The sequence below is a fragment of the Tessaracoccus sp. MC1756 genome, from assembly GCF_014164735.1.
GTDB lineage: Bacteria > Actinomycetota > Actinomycetes > Propionibacteriales > Propionibacteriaceae > Arachnia.
The window spans coordinates 746,554-764,716 of the sequence record NZ_JACJFZ010000002.1 but is presented as its reverse complement, the minus strand read 5'-3'; the positions used below and the strand labels follow the sequence as shown (position 1 = coordinate 764,716).

The window sequence follows — 18,163 nt, the reverse complement described above, 5'->3', positions numbered from 1 at the left end:
TCAGTCAAAACACAACCGAATTATAACGCTGTTGCTGAGAAATCCTCAGAGAGGATGTCCGACGTCAGCGCGATTTGCCCCCCGAGTCCTAAGAAGACCCTAAGAATTCTTGGCCCGCCCGGATCATGCCTTCTGGAGGGCGATCTTCAGCCCCAGCTCATCGTCGACATCCGTGGCTTCAGCCACCGGCGCGTTCGTGAGATCGACGGCGAGCACCTCGCCGGCGATGAGGCTCCGGTGGGTCTCGACGGCGTCGCCGAGGGGGCCGTCGGCCTCGACGGTGACGCGGATCCGGTCCGTGATCTCCAGCCCGGCGCGCTTGCGGGCGTCCTGGATGAACCGGATGACCTCGCGGGCCAGGCCGGCCAGCACCAGGGCCGGCGTCAGCTCCAGGTCGAGCGCGACGGTTTCGCCCTGCTCGTTGACCACGGACCAGCCCTCGCGGGGCCGCTCGGTCACGATGACGTCGTCGGCGGACAGCTCCACCTCTTCGCCCTCGAACTCGATCAGGGCGCGGCCGACGTCGCGGAGCTGCCCGGCGAGCCAGGCGGCGTCCAGTTCGGCGATGACCTTCGCCACCAGCGGCGTCTTCTTCGCGAAGCGCTTGCCGAGACTGCGGAAGTTGCCCTTGGCGGAGAAGTCGACGAGGTCGCCGGCCGAATCGAAGGACTCGATGGACTCGACGTTCAGCTCGGCCTTGACCTCCTCCTGCAACTCGGGCGAGAGCTTGGCGAAGATCCTCGACGGCACCAGCATGCGGCCCAGGACCTGACGCACCTTCATCTTGGACTCGGCGCGCGCGGAGCGGCCCAGTTCGACGGTGCGCTGGGTCAGCCGCATCGCCTCGGTCAGTTCCGGGATGATCAGCGACTCGTCCGCCACCGGCCACGAGGCCAGGTGCACCGAGCTGGGACCCTCCGGGTCCGCGGCGTAGAACAGGTCCTGCCACACGCGCTCCGTGACGAACGGCATGATCGGCGCCAGCAGGCGGGTGAGCGTGTCGAGCGTCTCGTGGAGGGTCCACAGGGCGCCCTCGTCGCCGCTCCAGAACCGGCGACGGGAGCGACGCACGTGCCAGTTGGACAACGCGTCGATGAAGCCGGCGAGGGCCTGGCCGTAGCGCTGCGTGTCGAAGTTCTCGAGCGCGTCGGTGGTCTCCAGGATCAGTTCCTGGGTGGTGGAGGTCAGCCAACGGTCCAGCACGTGGCGGCTGGCCGCGGCGGGCGCGGTGCCCGTCGGTGTCCAGTTGGCGGCGCGCGCGTAGAGCGTGTGGAAGGCGACGGTGTTCCAGTAGGTCAGCAGCACCTTGCGCACGGTCTCGCCGATGGTGGCGTCGCCCACCCGGCGGGCCGACCACGGCGAGCCGGAGCACGCCATGAACCAACGCACCGCGTCGGCGCCGTGCTTGTCCATCAGCGGGATGGGTTCCAGCACGTTGCCCAGGTGCTTGGACATCTTGCGGCCGTCGTCAGCCAGGATGTGGCCGAGGCACACGACGTTCTTGTACGCCGATTCGCCGAAGACGAGGGTGCCCACCGCCATGAGCGAGTAGAACCAGCCGCGGGTCTGGTCGATGGCCTCGCAGATGAAATCTGCCGGGTAGCGCTCCTCGAACATCTCGACGGAACCCTCGGCGTGCGGGTAGCCCCACTGCGCGAAGGGCATCGAGCCGGAGTCGAACCAGGCGTCGATGACCTCCGGCACGCGCCGCGACTCCTTGCCGCAGGTGGGGCAGGCGAAGGTGATGTCGTCGACGAACGGCCGGTGCGGGTCGAGCGCCGATTGGTCCTGCCCCGACAGTTCCGAGAGTTCCGCGCGGGAGCCGACGCACACCTGGTGGTCGTCCTCGCAGCGCCAGATGGGCAGCGGTGTGCCCCAGTAGCGGGTGCGCGACAGTGCCCAGTCGATGTTGTTGGTGAGCCAATCGCCGAAGCGTCCGTGCTTGATGTTCTCCGGGTGCCAGGTGGTGTCCTCGTTCTCGGCGAGCAACTGGTCCTTGATACGCGTGGTGCGGATGTACCAGGAGGGCATGGCGTAGTAGAGCAGCGGGGTGTGGCAGCGCCAGCAGTGCGGGTAGCTGTGCGTGTAGTCCAGCTTGCGGAACATCAGGCCGCGCGAGGTGAGGTCCTCGACGATGAACGCGTCGGCGTCCTTGAAGAACATGCCGCCCACCAGGCTGAGGCCCTCCTCGAAGGCGCCCTCCTTCGTGATGGGGTTCACGAACGGCAGCCCGTAGGCGCGGCAGACGGCCATGTCGTCCTCACCGAAGGCGGGGGCCTGGTGGACCAGGCCGGAACCGTCCTCCGTCGTGACGTAGTCGGCCAGCACCACGAAGTGTGCCTCGGCGGGGAACTCGACGAGTTCGAGCGGCCGCTGGTAGGACCAGCGCTCCATCTCGGCGCCGGTGAAGGACGCGCCCAGCGTCCATTCATCGCCCAGCACCTGCTCGGCGAGCGGTTCGGCGACCACCAGCGACTTCTGTTCCGGGTGGCTGGCCACCCGGTAGGTGACCTCCGGGTGCACCGCGACGGCGGTGTTGGACACCAGCGTCCAGGGCGTCGTCGTCCAGACCAGGAGGTCGACGTCGCCGGCGAGTGGGCCGGAGGTGAGCGGGAAGCGCACGTAGATGGACGGGTCGGTGACGTCCTCGTAACCCTGCGCGAGTTCGTGGTCCGACAGCGCGGTGCCGCAGCGCGGGCAGTACGGCGCGACGCGGTAGTCCTCCTGCAGCAGGCCCTTGGAGTGGATCTGCTTCAGCGCCCACCACAACGACTCCACGTACTCGGGCGTCATGGTGACGTAGGCCTTGTCGAGGTTCACCCAGTAGCCCATGCGCTCCGTCAGATCGGAGAACGCGTCGACGTGGCGCAGCACGGATTCGCGGCACCTGGCGTTGAACGCCTCCACGCCGTAGGCCTCGATGTCGGCCTTGCCGGAGAAGCCCAGTTCCTTCTCGACGGCGAGTTCGACGGGCAGGCCGTGGCAGTCCCAACCCGCCTTGCGCTCCACGTGGAAGCCGCGCATCGTCTTGAAGCGGGGGAACATGTCCTTGAACACCCGCGCCTCGATGTGGTGGGTGCCGGGCATGCCGTTGGCGGTGGGCGGACCTTCGTAGAACGTCCAGGGCTCACCGCCCTTGGACTTCTCGAGGGACTGGTCGAACGTGCCGCGCTCAGCCCACAACTTCAGGATGTCGTGCTCCAGCGCCGGGAAATCGACCTGGGCGGGCACGGCGCGGTAGCCGGGAGTGGTGCTCATCGGGTGGGTTCCTTCTTCGTCTGCAATGGCGAAGGGACGAGCCGTGGCCCGCGGTACCACCCTTCTTGGACGCGTGAGCGCCCCGCTTCATTCGCTGCCGCAGCCGGTTCTAATGAGTGGAGATCCACCGTTCTTCCGGCAGCTCCGGGGTGATGGCCCCATCCGCGCCGTGCGGTCCGTGCCATTATGCGCCGAGTGCGGCGCCGACTCAAGCCCACGCGGCGGTCGGCGCCCCGCCGGACGACCTCCATGGCAACATTGAGCCGATGGGGATGGAAGGGAGGTGCCCGAATGGCCGACGCTGAGGCCTGGCGGCACTGGGCGACCCTCCGCAACCTGCACTTCTTCCCCGCGTGGGAGGCCATGACGGGTACCTTCCGCGGCGGCGGCCTCCACGTCGGCGGACAGCGCGCGATCACCGTCGGGTGGTCCGGCACCTATGCAGGCCTGCCCTGCTTCGGTTTCCGGGCGACGGCGGGTTCGGACCCGGCCGGTCACCTCCACGTCGTGGCACTGCGGGTGCCGGGGGTGCGGTTCCCGTGGCTGAGCATCGAGGTGGCGGATTTCACCCAGTCCGGCCCCGGCATCCCCATCGAGGCGGATTTCGACCTGGCCTGGCGGGTCAGCGCCGCCCACCCCCAGTTCGCCAACGACGTGCTCAACGAGGCCGTCCGCCAGTTGCTGATCCCCATCACCGCGGACTTCTCGGAGATCTGGTTCGAGCACGACGCCGTCCTGCTGAGCGCGCGCGGCCGCGTCGAGCCCGAGCACGTGGACCGGTACCTGGACCTGCTCCGCAAGATGGTCGACGCCATCGATTCACGGGTGCTCGACGCCATCCGGCCCCGCCCCTACCAGCGCGCCCTGCCCGCCTATCTCACCGCCTCGGCCCCCGCGCTGCGCACCGCGGCGCCGAGGCCCGTCGTCCGACGCGGCACCACCTGGCAGGAGTGGGCGGGACAGCGCGGCTGGCTCTACTACGCCAACGCGCGCGAGATCGTCGAACGCTTCAATCAGGGCCCGGTGCCGTCCGGCAGGTTCGTGCACGGTTTCGTGGGCCGCTTCGGCGACCTCCCGTGCTTCGGCTGGCAGTGGATCTCCGCCCCCGAGCAGGGCACCAAGATCCGCCAGGTGCTCTGCGTGCGACGCCCGGGCCTGGTGATGAACCCCGTGCGGCTGACCGCGGAGAACGCGTTGCTGGCCGAGTTGATGGGCACCAGCGACATCGAGGTGGGCGACCCCACGTTCGACGCCCGCTGGCGCGTCACGTCGTCGGACGCGGACGCCACCCGACGCCTTCTGGGCCCGGCCGTGTGGCGGTTCTTCACCGCTCCCACCACACCGGAGTTCAGCCAGTTGTGGCTCGAGCGGGAGGTGGCCGCCGTGGTCATCGAAGGCGCGGCGCCGCGGGAACACGTCGACGGGTACCTGCGCTTCCTGCACGACATCATCGGGGCCGTCGCCCACACTGTCGACGGCGGCTGAGGCGGGGCCGGCTGCCATAGACTCGCAGGCATGACGATCTTCAATGTGCCGCTGGACGAGTTGAGGCAGCGGGGCAGCATCAAGTGGCGCCGCTTCGAACCGGACGTGCTGCCCATGTTCGTCGCCGAGATGGACGCGGAGATCGCTGTCGCCGTCCGTGATCGGATCGAGCGTGCCATCCTCGATTCGGACACCGGTTACCCCGAGCTGCCCGAATACCAGGAGGCGATGGCCGACTACGCGCAATGGCAGTGGGGCTGGCAGTTCGACACGGAGGACGCCATGCTGGTCGCCGACGTCGTCACCGGCATGCGCGAGGCCGTGCTGGCCTTCACGGAGCCGGGGGACCGGGTGCTGATCAACCCGCCCGTCTACCCGCCCTTCCGCAGCGTCAGCCGCGGCCGGGAACTGGTCACCGCCCCCATGCTGGAGAACGGGCGGCTGGACCTGGCCGCCATCGAGGCCGCGTTCGTCGAGCACCGCCCCGCGCTGTACCTCCTGTGCTCGCCGCACAACCCCACCGGGGCCGTGCACACCGTCGAGGAACTGCGGGCGGTGGCCGCGTTGGCCGACGCCCACGGCGTGATCGTCGCCTCCAACGAGATCCACGCACCGCTCGCCGGCACCCGGCACACCCCCTACCTCCAGGCGGCGCCGGGCGCGCGCGCGGTCATCATCACGTCCGCGTCGAAGTGCTGGAACCTGGCGGCCCTCAAAGCCGCGCTCATCATCGGCCCGGCGGAACTGCGTGGCCGCATCAACCCCGTCGTGTCGGACTCCGCCTCCTACTTCGGCATCCTCGCCCACACCACCGCGCTGCGCGAAGGCCGCGAGTGGCTGGCGCAGGCCTCGCAGGAGATCGACGCGAACAAGGTGTTCTTCGCCGAGGAGCTGGCCCGGCAACTCCCGCAACTCAGTTACACGCCGTCCGAGGGCACCTATCTGGCATGGCTCGACTGCTCGCCGCTGGGCTTGGAACACCCCGGCCGGCACTTCCACGAAGTGGGCCGGGTGCGGTTCAACTTCGGCACGGACTTCTCGCCTGAATCCACCCAATTCGTCAGGGTCAACCTGGCCTCTTCGCGTGAGATCATCACCGAGGGCATCAGGCGGATGGCTTCGTCCATCAACTAGTTTCGCGGGTCCTGACCGCTAACCTTCTGCCTAGTGCCAATCCGAGGAGATGACGATGACGCGACCCATGGCTGCATGGCGCACCACCTACACGCCCGGTGCGTGGCTGGCCCTGACGGGGCCGAGCACCCTGGTGGTCATGGCGCCCCCACCGGCGCGCGCAGCAGCCACGGTCAACGAACTCTGGCTGAGCGTGGTGGCCGCCGGCTCTCTGGACGCGCTGCTGACGCTCGTGTCGCAGGTGGGCCTGGACTCCATGCCGGATCTGGGTGCGTTCCACTGGGACGACGACGGGCTGCACGGTCTCGCGCGCGGCCGCGTGCGGGTGGTCGACACTGATTCCGGGGATGTCGTCCTGCAGGGCGAGGGGAGCGTGACGTGGCGCGAGGAGCACCTGGGCCGCGAGCGCAACCTCGGCATCACGCTGGAGGAGTTCGACGCGGACCAGGCCCTGCAGTTGCCGCTGGTGGTCGGGGCGGCCACCGTCTCGGCCGTGTTCCTGACCACTGATCCCGCCGCTCTCGTGCGGTTCCCCACCGCGGACGAGCCGGCCGGCACGCCGCAGTTCGTCCCCACCGCGGCCCACGTCTCAGACGACGACGCGCCGGTGGACGTCGTCCATGACGAATTCTCGGAGGCCATGGTCCTCGACGCCCCGCCGTCTGAGGAATTCAACGCGGACGACACCGACGAAGCCGGCCCGGAGGAGATCGCCGCAGCGCTCAGCGCCGTCATCCCGCCCCCGGTCGCGCCCGAGGTGGTCGTGCCCCCCATCGCGGAGCCCGCATCGCTGTCGTCGCCGGCTGAGCGACCGGCGCCCGTCGTGGTGCCACGCTCGTTCGGCGAGGTGGAGGAGGACGACGGCGGCACCATCTTCTCCACGGGACTGGCCGCCACGCACAAGCCGGCGCCGCCGGCCGACGAGCGGCCGGACCCGCAGGTGCTGGCCGTGCCGTGTGTCAACAACCACCCCAACGCCCCCGGCAGCCGCACCTGCCGCATCTGCCAGTACCCGGTGGACTCGTCGAACCCGCGGCTCATCCGCCGCCCCGTCCTGGCGGGCGTGCACACCAACCGCGGCGACTTCGCCGACATCGTCGCAGGCATCATCGTGGGCCGCGCCCCGGATTCCGGCCACGGCCCGTCCGGCAGCCACCTCATGCGGGTGGCCAGCCCCAGCAACGACATCTCGCGCAACCACCTGCTGATCACCACGCAGGACTGGAACGTGCACGTCACGGACCTGGATTCCACCAACGGCACCACTGTGCTCCCCGCCGGCGAACCCCCGTTCACCCTGCGCGATGGTGCCTCGGTCCAGGTGGGGATCGGCACCGTGCTCGACCTCGGTGACGGCGTTTCGCTGCGCATCGAGCCGCCCCGCGGTTAGAAGAGGAGGACCAGATCTCCGTGACGGACGCTCCGCTCGGGCCAGCCAGGCAGGCTGCCCGGCCCCTTCGGATCATCGCCCGTTTCCTCCGGCGGTTCTGGCAGGCCCTCCTCGTCGTCGTCCTGGCGATCGCCCTGGGCGTCGCCGCGTACCTCAGCCCGGGCCTCGTGCAGGCAGACGTGCACCTCGACGAGGGCATCGTCTTCGTCGGCAAGCGTGACGACGGACTCATGGGCACCGTCAACGCCCAGATCGACGAGCTGTCCGCGGCGACGGCCACCGGCGACTCCAGGTTCCAGCTCTACCAGCACCAGGAGCACGCGCAGGCCTTCCTGCCGCAGTCGTCGAACCTGCATCCGTACCTCCCCGGGCGCAACATCCTGGAGCGCGCCACCAAGATGCCGCCCAACGCGGTGGTGCAGCAGGTGGGCGGCTCCATGCTGGTGTTCGACCAGGAGAACGGGCGCGTCTGGCACGGCACCCTCGACGAGATGCTGCGGGTGGACTTCCTCCGCGACAAGCCGGATCTGGAGGTGGGCGAGTTCGGGGTGGCCACCCTGACCGTCAGCGGGAAGGCCATCGGCCTCAACGTCTCCGCCAGCACGCTCGTGCGGCTCGAGGGCGACGTCGTCCTCACCACTGCGGTGCCCATCGAGTTCGACCCCGAGCGCCGCAGCTTCGAGATCTCCGCCGTCGGTGACAACGCCGTCGTCCTGGACCGGCACAACGCCCAGATCTGGGTGGAGGGGATGCCGAAGGCGTTCACCATCAGCGGGCAGTCGCAGGCGGTGCTGCTGCCGCCGGTGGCAGACGTGCTGCACGGTGAGGACGGCGCCCGGGCGCTCTTCGCCAACGAGGCCGGGCTGGGCGCGATCACGCCGGACGGGTTCCGCTCCATGTCCGGGCGCATGGACCTGAGGCCGGTGCGCCCCATCCAGGTGGCGGACTGCCTCTACGGTGCGTTCCAGGGAGGCCCTGGAGTGCTCCGGGTCGTGAAGCGCTGCGCCGGTGAGGAACCGGTGGTCACCGAACTCGACCACCTCACCAGCGACGGCACCGCCCTGGAGTTCCAGGTCAACCGCACGACGGTGGCCCTCAACGACATGGCCAACGGCACCGTCTGGCTGGTGGACAAGGGCACCGTGATCCTGCCGGAGGCCTGGTCGCACGTGCGGCCCATCGTCGAGCGCGAAGACAGCGAGTACACCGAGGGCGACCCGACGGTGCTTCCGGACCGCACTCTCGACAACCGCGCCCCCATCGCCAAGGACGACCGCCTGGGCGCCCGCGCCGGCGTGGCCACCATCATCCCGGTGCTCGACAACGACACGGACCCCGACGGCGACGTGCTGACCATCTCCGTGCCGGACGACCTGCAGATCGACGGCGCCACGGTGCAACCGGTGCGCGGCGGGTCCGGGCTGCAGATCACCGTCGACTCAGACGCCAGCGGTGAGATCGTCGTGCCCTACATCGTCGACGACGGCCGCGAGAAGACCGCGACGGCCAACGCCTATGTCACGGTCCACCCGCCGGAGCCCGGCGCCGGCAACCAGCCGCCCGCGCTGCGCGGGAAGCACGACCCGGACGTGCCGGCCCCCCAGCCGCTGCGGGTCACCAAGGGCGACTCCGACGTGAAGTACCGCGCGCTGCTGGACTGGCGCGACCCGGAAGGGGACCCGCTCATCCTGGTGAAGGCCTGGATGGACCCCCAGTTCAGCGACATCGTGCAGTTCCGCCCGGACGGCGAGATCACCTACACCGACGTGGGCACCACCTTCGGGCCCAAGACCATCCACGTCCAGGTGGCGGACCGGCACGGCGCCGTCACGACCGACCAGCTGCAGGTGCTCGTCTCGGAAGAGGTCGTGCCGCCCACCACCTACGGCGACTTCGCCACCACCATGCAGGGCGAATCCGTCACCGTCGAGCCGCTCGCCAACGACATCCGCGCGATCAACCTCACTGAGGTCAACCCGGTCGACTGCGCGGAGTGCGTCGAGACGTCGCTGGCGGACAACCGTTTCACGTTCACCTCAGACAGGGTGGGCGCCCACTACATCAACTACAGCGTCAACAACGGCGCCAGCGGGCTGGTGCGCGTGGACGTGCTGCCGCGGCTCACGAACCGGCCGCCCGTGCCGGTGGACGACGTCGCGCACCTCCCGGCGATGGGCTCGGTCACGATCGACCCGCTGCTCAACGACACTGACCCCGACGGCGACGTCCTGGTCATCCAGACCATCACGGACGTGCCTCCCACGCTCAACGTCACGATGGAGCGCCGCACGCTGCTGACCATCGAGGCGACGGCGGAGCTCACCGGCACGGAGAAGTTCCACTACCACGTCTCCGACGGCAGCGCCTCGAAGCGGGGCACCATCCAGGTGGTCGCCACCGACGCCTCGGACCAGATCGGGCCGCGGGTCGAGGACGACCTGCTGCGCGTGCGCGCCGGCGCCACGGGCGCGGTCAAGGTGCTGGAGAACGACACCTCGCCGGACGGCCGCGACCTCACGATCGACGCCGAACTGGTGGACAACCCGTTCGGCGACAACGCGTGGGTGGAGGGCGACACCGTGCGGGTCAGCGTCCCGGCGGGTTCGGCCCCGGGCGTCAGCCAGGTCCGCTACCGCGCCGTCGACAGCACAGGTGAGGCCACCGACGGCATCGTGCGGGTCACCATCGTGTCCGAGGAAGCCTCCAACGCGGAGCCCCCGCAGCCCCGCCAGGTGATCGACCGCGTGCTCGCAGGCACCACCACCCGCATCCCCATCCCGCTGGACGGCATCGACCCGCAGGGCGACTCGGTCCGGCTCGTGGGCCTGGGCTCCATCCCCACGCACGGTCGCGTCCTCAAGGTGGGGGAGCGGTACTTCGAGTACGAGGCTTTCCTCACCTCAGCAGGCACGGACACGTTCCGCTACGTCGTCGTCGACAGCCACGGCGTCGAAGCCACCGGCGAGATCCGGATCGGCGTGGCCCAGCCCAGCAAGACCAACAACAAGCCCATCGCCGTCATGGACGAGATCCGCACGCGTCCCGGACGCCAGGTGCAGCTGGATCCCCTCTCCAACGACTACGACCTCGACGGCGACCCCATCAAGTTCGCCAGTGAGGAGCCGGCGCGGATGCGCGCCGAGATCCCCGTGCAACTGGTGGATAACCGCGAGCTGGTCATGACCGCCCCGGAAGAGGAGGGCGACTACGACGGCACCTACGACATCGTCGACCTCCGCGGCGAACCGAACTCCGGGCTCATCCGTCTGACGGTCGACGAGGAGGCGCCACTGCTGCCGCCCGTGGCCCGCGACGACCTCGTCGACGTGGCCCAACTGGCCGATCAGCAGTACGTCGAGATCGACCCGCTCGCCAACGACTACGACCCCGACGGCCCCCGTGACGAGCTCACCGTGGACCTCCCCGACACCGATGGCGAGGACGACCTCGCGCCCCGCCTCACCGACGAGGGCAAGGTTTCCATCGGCGTCCGCGACACCATGCAGCAGATCCGCTACCGAGCGGTGGACGACGACGGCCTCGGCACCAACGGCGTGATCACCGTCCCCGGCCGCGGCGACGTGGTGCCCACGCTGAAGGACCCGGCACTCCAGATGACGGTGCGGGCCGGCGAGAACCTCCAGATCAACGTCAACGAGGTGGTGCAGGGCACTCAGGGCCGGGAGGTCGAACTCGCCAGCGTCGAGAACATCAAGGGATACCCCGGCACCGGCCTGGCCCGGGCTGCGGGTCTGAACGCCGTGGAGTACCAGCCGGGGCTGGCGGATTTCGGCCCGGCCGCCGTCGTGTTCGAGGTCAAGGACGTGATGCCCGCCTCCAGCGCCAGCACCGACGTGAGCAGCGCGTTCATCTCCATCCCCGTGACGGTCCTGCGCGCGAAGGTCAGCGGCAGCTCAGACCCCAACCAGGAGGGCTACCAGGTCAACCAGGCGCCCATCCTGCTCACCGAGCGCCCGGTCCTCGAGGTGGGCGCCGCGGAGGATGAGCAGAGTATCGACGTGACGGCCTTCTTCCGCGACCCCGAGGGCGACAGCGTGCGGCTCCTGGAGCGTCCGCGCCAGATCCGCGGCGACGCCCCCATCGAGTGGGAGGAGCGCGGCAACCGCATCGTCGCGCGCGCCCTCGATTCGGCGCGCAAGGGCCAGTCCATCGTGCTGCAGGGCGAGGTGATCGACGGTTCGGTCGACGCCAACACCGCCCGGTTCGAACTCACCATCCTGGTGGTGGCCTCCCGCTTCCAGAAGGTTTCGGCGTCCGAGGTGGTCGTCGAGGTCGACGCCGGCCAGTCCATGCCGGTGCCGGTGCTCGGCGACAACGTCGTGTCCTACCTGCCGCACGACCAGCAGGTGTTCCTCGAAGGGGCCCGGGTGGTCAGTGGCGGCGGTAAGGCCGTCGCGGACCCGGGGGCCGGCGTGGTCACGGTCTCCCCGGCGCCGGGGTGGCACGGCACGATGGTGGTCAGCTACTCGGTCAACGACGCGCTCCGCGATCCCGAACGGGTGGTCAGCGGGGTCATCCAGGTGCGTGTGCGCGACGTGCCCGGGCGCCCGGGGCACCCCTACGACATCGTCGCCGGCGACGGTTCGGTCACCTTCAAGTACACCTCCACCGGCACGGGCGGCGACGTGCCGGCCAACGTCACCGGCACCGCATTGGCGTCCGCGCCGGGTCTCCCCCCGGCGGAGGGCACCTGCTCGCGCGGCATCTGCAGTATCCGTGGCCTCACCAACGGTGTCCCGTACACCGCGACGGTGACCGAGCAGAACTCGGTCGGCCCGTCGGAGATCTCGCCGCCGTCCGCGGCGTTCCACCCCGACGCCAAGCTGCTGCCGCCCCAGGTGGTCCAGGCCGCCACGGGCGACCGCGGCCTCACGGTCTCCTGGGTGCACAACCGGATCACCGATTCGGAGTTCGGCTCCAGCGGGGTCAAGGGATACCTGGTCCGTCGGTATGTCGACGGCGCCGAACAGTCCGACAGCCCGCAGACCGTCTCGGCGGACCAGCGGGCGCTGTGGTGGGCCAACCTCGTCAACGGTCAGTCATCGCAATTCCGGGTGCAGGCCCTCAGCGACCACGCGATCGTCTCCAACGCGGCCCACTTCGATTCGGACCTCTCGGAGGCATCCAACAGCGAGTACCCCGTCGGTCCGCCCACCGGTTCCATCACCGTGACGCCCACCACCATCGAGGACGACATCGGGGGCGGCTTCCGGGTCTCCTTCGACGTGTCGGGGGTGGACCCCAACGGTGACCCCACCATCGCGCAGTACCGCGTCGTCCCGGTCGCGTCGGGCCGCGAGCGCACGGACCGCCAGGCAGTGGTCGCGCCGACGGGGGCAACCACCCTCCAGGCGGCCATCCACGGCATGGGCACCGAGGCCACCCAGTTCCGCGTCTACGCGAAGAACCGGCACAGCGAGGTGGCGCTGGGCATGTCGCCGACGCCCATCACCTCGTGGGCCCGGCCGAAGCTCACGTCCGTGGAGGCCACCCCGGGCGACGGCCAGATCACCGTCAGCGTGACCCACACCATGCCGCGCAACTCCCCGGGCGTGATCCAGTACTCGATGGGCGAGGGCTGGCACCAGCTCCCCGGCGACGGCGTCATCAAGCCGCTGGTCAACGGACGCCGGTACCAGCTGCAGATCAAGGCGGTGCTCGACCAGATGGAGTCCGCCCTGGAGACCCGTACCGGGCTGCGTCCGCAGGGTGCCGAACCCACGCCTCCCCAGGTGGCCTCCTACTCGGCCGTTGACGAGAGCCGGGTCACGGCGCGCCTCAGCGGCAGCGCCGACGACTGGGAGGCCACCAACGGCTGGGACCCCTCCGCCTTCGAGTTCTGCTATCCCTCCTCGCGGGGCTGCGTCTGGTCCAGCCAGCGCAGCGGCGCGGTTCCCTACGGCGAACAGCAGATCCCCTGGCGCGTCAACAACCAGAGCTTCAGCCACCTCCCGGCGATCTCGGCCGTCTCGACCCCGCCCCTCCTCCCGCAGCTCCAGAACGACCAGCTGACCTTCAAGTTCAGCTACGTCGACTCCGGCAGCTGCACCATCGAACTGAGCGGCGAGGGCAAGCAGCAGCAGGAAGTGGTGCCGGCCGGCAGCGACGGGGTCATCTACTACCAGCCCACCGAGCAGTACATCTCGGCAGACCCGGTGACGGTCACGCCCAGCCCCGCGGAGCCCGGCGGCCCCACCCCCGAGCCCACCACCTCCACGCCGCCGGACATCAAGCCCACCCGGATCGACGTCACCTGCACGCTGAACGGCTCCACCCAGACCTGGAGCAGGATCAGATGAGCCCGAACGAAGGAAACCAGAGCCAGTGAATCCCGAACAAGCCCGGTGGTTCGGCGAGAACTTCGCCAACATCGTCGCCAACATCGAACGCGTCATCATGGGCAAGACGGAGGCCGTCCGGCTGGCCGTCACCTGCATGCTCGCGGAAGGGCACCTCCTGCTCGAGGACTACCCGGGCACCGGGAAGACCACGCTCGCGCGCGCCATCGCCCAGTCCGTGCAGGGCACCAACAGCCGCATCCAGTTCACGCCGGACCTACTGCCCTCCGACGTCACCGGTGTGACGATCTTCGACCAGAAGTCGGGCGACTTCGAGTTCCACCAGGGCCCCATCTTCGCCTCCATCGTGTTGGCCGACGAGATCAACCGCGCCTCGCCGAAGACCCAGTCGGCGCTGCTCGAGGTGATGGAGGAGTCGCGGGTCACGGTGGACGGTCAGTCGTACAACGTCGGCCAGCCGTTCATGGTGATCGCCACCCAGAACCCCATCGAGCAGGCCGGCACCTACCGCCTGCCAGAGGCGCAGCTCGACCGTTTCCTCATGAAGACCGCGCTCGGCTACCCGGACCACGACGCCACCATGCGGATCCTCGCCACCGGCGGCAGCCGCCCCCGGTCGACGGCGCTGCCGTCGGTGCTCTCCACCTCGCAGGTGGCGGAGATGAGCCAACTGGCCGCGTCCGTGCACATCGAGTCGTCGATCTTCGACTACATCACCCGCCTCACGGAGGCCACCCGCCACGTCGACGACGTGCGGCTGGGAGTCTCCGTCCGCGGCGCCCTGGCTCTGGTGCGCTCCACCCGCGTGTGGGCCGCGTCGCTCGGCCGGCACTTCGTGGTGCCGGACGACGTGAAGATGCTCGCCATCCCGTGCCTCGCGCACCGTCTCATCCTCGACCCGGAGGCCGAGTTCAACGGAGTCCAGGCGGTGGACGTCATGGCCGAGGTGGTCGGCTCCGTGGAGCCTCCGACGGAGCGTCAGTCCGCCTGATGACCGCAACTCCCGCGCGGTGGGAAGCTCCCGAAGTTGTCGACCCACCCACGTTCGACGGTGTGCGCCGGTTCTATGACCGGCTCCGCCGCGTCACCGGCCTGCGCACCAGCGGCTGGATGGCGCTGGCCGCCGGCGCCCTGGCGTTGGCGCTCGGCCTGGGCTTCGGGTGGCTGGAGTACACCGTCGCGGGAGTGCTGGCGGTGGTCACCGTCGGGCTGTGCCTGCTGTTCACCATCGGCCGGCCCACCCTCGAGGTCGGGCTGCGGCTGGCGGGCCGCTCCGTCGTCGTGGGGGACCCCGCCCGGGGGGAGTTGCTGGTGCGCAACGCCGCACCCCGGCGCCACTGGGGTTCGCGGCTGGACCTGCCCGTCGGGCCCGTGTCGACGAGCTTCTCGCTCCCGTCGCTGGTGTCCGGGGCCGTGTCGCACAACACGTTCCGCATCCCCACGGACAAGCGCGGTCTTGTCACGGTCGGCCCGGCCCAGACGGTGCAGGGCGACCCCTTCGCGCTGGCCGGCCGCTCCACCACCTGGACGGAGGCCCTCGAGCTCTACGTCCACCCCCGCACCGTGCGGCTGCCCGGCCGGCAGGCCGGCTTCGTCCACGACCTCGAGGGCCACGCCAGCTCCCACATCTCGTCGGCTGACATGAACTTCCACGCGCTGCGGCCCTACGTCGCCGGCGACGACCGGCGCCACGTCCACTGGCGCTCCACCGCCCGGGCCGGCGAGTTGATGGTGCGGCAGTTCGAGGAGTCGCGTATGTCGCGGGTCGTCGTCGCGCTCGACACCGGACGGGGCGCCTACCTCGACGACGCCGAGTTCGAGCTCGCGGTGTCCTGCGCTGCCTCCGTGGCGCTGCAGACGCTGTATTCCGAATCGCCGTTGGCGGTGCTGACCACGCACGAGACCCTGATGAGCGTCACGCCCACCAGGACGCTGGACGAGTTGTCGCTCGTCGGGCAGAGCACCCGCGGCGGCATCGCGGACCTGGTGCACACCACCATCCGACGCGAGGCGTCGGCTTCGGTGGCGGTCTGTATCACCGGCTCGACGGCGACCCTGGCAGACCTGCGCCGGGCCTGCGCCCGGTTCGACGTCGACACCCGCGTCGTCGGGATCCGCGTGGCCGACGGGGCGGAGTTGAGGGCCCGCTCCGCGAGCAACGTGACCATCCTGCAGGTGGGCACACTGGACGAGCTGCCCCGCGCCATGCGGAAGGCCATGCAGTGAGCGCCCCCGCCCGCCGGGCCCTGCCGGCGCACGACGCCACCCCGTACGAGCTGGCCCGGCGGTGGCGCTGGGCCGCCGTCGACGCCACCGCCATCCTCGTGTTGTTGGCCCTGGTGTCGCTCTCCTTCTACCCGGTGTACGGCACCGTCTGGCTGTTCGTGGCGGTCCTCGGCTTCGGCCTCGTGGGTATCGGCCTGGCGATGGTGTCGGCCCTGCGGCGCTGGTCCTCGGGCGTCACCGCACTGTCCGCAGCCGGGGCGTGGTTCCTCTTCGGAGGCCTGCTCACCATGCCGTCGTCGACGATCGGCTTCGTCGTCCCCACCCCGCGCACGCTGTTCGGCCTGCTCGTCGGGCCCGTGACGGCGTGGCGCGACATGTTGACCCTCGACCCGCCGATCGGCGAGACCTACAACCTGCTGACCGTGCCCGGTCTGGTGGGCCTGACGGCCGGCCTGCTGGCGATGGTCATCTCGCTGCGTTCCCGTCGGCCCATGATGGCGTGGCTCCCGCCGGTGCTGGGCTACCTGATCGGCGTCGTCGTCGGGTCGCAGGTGGCCTACCGCCCGCTGGTGGTGGGCGGCCTGCTGTTCGTCGTCGTGCTCGTGTGGACCAGCCATCGCCGCGCCGTCGTGCGGGGCCAGCTCGCGGGCAGCGCGAACCGGCTCAAGCCGTTGCGCGCGCTGCTGGGCGCCGGCGTGCTGGTGGCCGCCTTCGCGGTGGCGCTGGCCGCCGTGCCGTTCATCTCGCCCACCCCGGCGCGCGAGACCCTGCGCACGGCGATGGAGCCGCCCATCGATCTGGAACAGTTCGCCTCCCCCCTGCAGGGGTTCCGCGCCAACATCACTCAGCATCGCGCGGAGGTCCTGTTCGACGTGCTGGGGGCGCGCCCGGACGACATCGTGCGCATCGCCACCCTCGACAAGTACGACGGCATCAGCTACCGCGTCTCCACCCTCGACGACACCGCGGTGCAGGCCACCACCTTCACCCGCGTGGGCCAATGGATCGCAGACGACACGGACGGCGACGACCTCTCGGTGCGCGTCACGGTGCGCGGTTACGACGGCGTCTGGACCCCGACGGTGGGGCGCAGCACGCAGGTGGCGTTCCAGGGGCCGCGCCGCGTCGAACTGGGGGAGAACTTCTTCTACAACCGCAGCTCCGGCACCGGCCTGAACGTGGCCGGTCTGCGGGAGGGCGACACCTACGAGCTCGGCGCCCGCGTCGCGCCACGCCCGCCGGATGAGGAGATCGCCAAGGCGCGTGCCGGGCAGTTCGACCTGCCGGAGACCAACGGTGTGCCGGACGAACTGATCGCCGCGGCCCGCGCCTGGGCCCGCGACGGCGGCACTGCCGGCCAGCTCGCGCTAACCCTGGAGGAGCGGCTGAGCAACGGCTACTTCAGCCACGGCCAGGCCGACGAGGTCGCCTCGCTGTCCGGCCACTCCGAGCGGCGCCTGATCGATCTCCTCGCGGACCCGGAACTGATGGTCGGCGACCACGAGCAGTACGCCGTCGCGATGGCGCTGATGTCGCGGGAGCTGGGCATCCCGGCGCGGGTCATCTACGGCTACCAGGTGGGCACGGGAAGTGCGATCTCCGGCGGCCAGGTGGGCGCCTGGACGGAGGTCTACCTCGAGGACCTCGGGTGGGTGGTGTTCAACCCCACGCCGCCCGAGGACCGCGAGCCGCCGGAGGACGACGAGCGCACGCCCCCGGAGCAGCTCCCGTTCATCGAGAACCCGCCCCCGCCGCCGCAGCGGCCGGAGGTGCCGCCGCCGGACGAGTTGCTGCCCATCGAACCGGGGGAGGCCCCGGAGCCGGAGAGCCGGATCGACTGGGCGCAGATCGGCGCCATCGCTGCGCTCACCGCCATCCCGCTGCTGACGATCGTGGCGCCGTTGGCGCTGGTCATCGGGCTGAAGCTGCGTCGTCGCTCCCGTCGGCGCAACGACCCCGTCCTGGCCAACCGGATCGCCGGGGCGTGGGCGGAGTTGGTGGACCGGGCCCGCGACGTGGGTCGCTCGCCGTCCATCTCGGCCACCAGGTCCGAGCAGGCTGAGGCCCTCGTCGGGGATTTCCCGAAGGTGGGGACGGTGGCGGATCCCATCGCGCTGGCGAAGGAGGCGGACTGGTTGGTGTTCGCCCCGGGGGAGCCCAGCGAGACCACCGCCCGCGAGTACTGGCGGTCGTCCGCCGCCATCAACCGCGGCATGCGGCGCTCCGTCAGTTGGGTGCGTTGGCTTGCCAGCTACCTGTCGACCAAATCGTTCCGGAGGATCAAGTGATGCGGGGATGCCCATCTCACCCGACCGGCCGCCGTGCCGGCTGGCACCTCGACCGGTATTGT

At 70.0% G+C, this 18,163-nt stretch carries 8 protein-coding genes; 7 read left to right on the top strand and 1 reads right to left on the bottom strand.

Translation table 11 applies throughout. The features are described from left to right. Window positions 1-123: 123 nt before the first annotated feature. Window positions 124-3,258 carry an isoleucine--tRNA ligase gene (gene ileS, locus H5393_RS08830; protein ID WP_182766330.1) on the bottom strand — a complete coding sequence of 1,045 codons (3,135 nt, stop codon included), beginning with the start codon at window positions 3,256-3,258 and terminating at the stop codon, window positions 124-126. A gap of 291 nt (window positions 3,259-3,549) precedes the next feature. On the opposite strand from ileS, the gene H5393_RS08825 reads away from it, so the two are divergent. From H5393_RS08825 to H5393_RS08795, 7 genes are read left to right on the top strand one after another with little or no spacing between them, the layout of a single operon-like run. Then, the gene (locus tag H5393_RS08825) at window positions 3,550-4,743 is read left to right on the top strand and encodes a hypothetical protein (RefSeq protein ID WP_182766329.1); all 1,194 of its coding nucleotides are present in this window, start codon (window positions 3,550-3,552) and stop codon (window positions 4,741-4,743) included. A 30-nt stretch (window positions 4,744-4,773) separates the two neighbouring features. Beyond that, window positions 4,774-5,877, top strand: coding sequence for a MalY/PatB family protein (locus H5393_RS08820; protein WP_182766328.1), 1,104 nt, complete (start codon window positions 4,774-4,776; stop codon window positions 5,875-5,877). Between the two features lie 55 nt (window positions 5,878-5,932). Then, window positions 5,933-7,267 carry an FHA domain-containing protein gene (locus H5393_RS08815; protein WP_182766327.1) on the top strand — a complete coding sequence of 445 codons (1,335 nt, stop codon included), beginning with the start codon at window positions 5,933-5,935 and terminating at the stop codon, window positions 7,265-7,267. A gap of 20 nt (window positions 7,268-7,287) precedes the next feature. Beyond that, window positions 7,288-13,587 carry an Ig-like domain-containing protein gene (locus H5393_RS08810; protein ID WP_182766326.1) on the top strand — a complete coding sequence of 2,100 codons (6,300 nt, stop codon included), beginning with the start codon at window positions 7,288-7,290 and terminating at the stop codon, window positions 13,585-13,587. Between the two features lie 25 nt (window positions 13,588-13,612). Continuing rightward, window positions 13,613-14,578: a MoxR family ATPase gene (locus H5393_RS14875; protein WP_076063068.1), complete on the top strand. Its 966-nt coding sequence runs from the start codon at window positions 13,613-13,615 to the stop codon at window positions 14,576-14,578. Next, the gene (locus tag H5393_RS08800) at window positions 14,578-15,813 is read left to right on the top strand and encodes a DUF58 domain-containing protein (RefSeq protein ID WP_182766325.1); all 1,236 of its coding nucleotides are present in this window, start codon (window positions 14,578-14,580) and stop codon (window positions 15,811-15,813) included. Before H5393_RS14875 ends, H5393_RS08800 begins: the two co-directional genes overlap by 1 nt. Continuing rightward, a complete protein-coding gene (locus H5393_RS08795) occupies window positions 15,810-18,101 on the top strand; it encodes a transglutaminase-like domain-containing protein (RefSeq protein WP_182766324.1) in 2,292 nt (763 codons plus the stop codon). Before H5393_RS08800 ends, H5393_RS08795 begins: the two co-directional genes overlap by 4 nt. Window positions 18,102-18,163 lie beyond the last annotated feature (62 nt).

Bases quoted from the DNA above. Each gene is read 5' to 3' on its own strand.
- H5393_RS08800 (WP_182766325.1), top strand. From the start codon at position 14,578: ATGACCGCAACTCCCGCGCGGTGGGAAGCTCCCGAAGTTGTCGACCCA.
- ileS (WP_182766330.1), bottom strand. From the start codon at position 3,258: ATGAGCACCACTCCCGGCTACCGCGCCGTGCCCGCCCAGGTCGATTTC.
- H5393_RS08820 (WP_182766328.1), top strand. From the start codon at position 4,774: ATGACGATCTTCAATGTGCCGCTGGACGAGTTGAGGCAGCGGGGCAGC.
- H5393_RS08815 (WP_182766327.1), top strand. From the start codon at position 5,933: ATGACGCGACCCATGGCTGCATGGCGCACCACCTACACGCCCGGTGCG.
- H5393_RS08825 (WP_182766329.1), top strand. From the start codon at position 3,550: ATGGCCGACGCTGAGGCCTGGCGGCACTGGGCGACCCTCCGCAACCTG.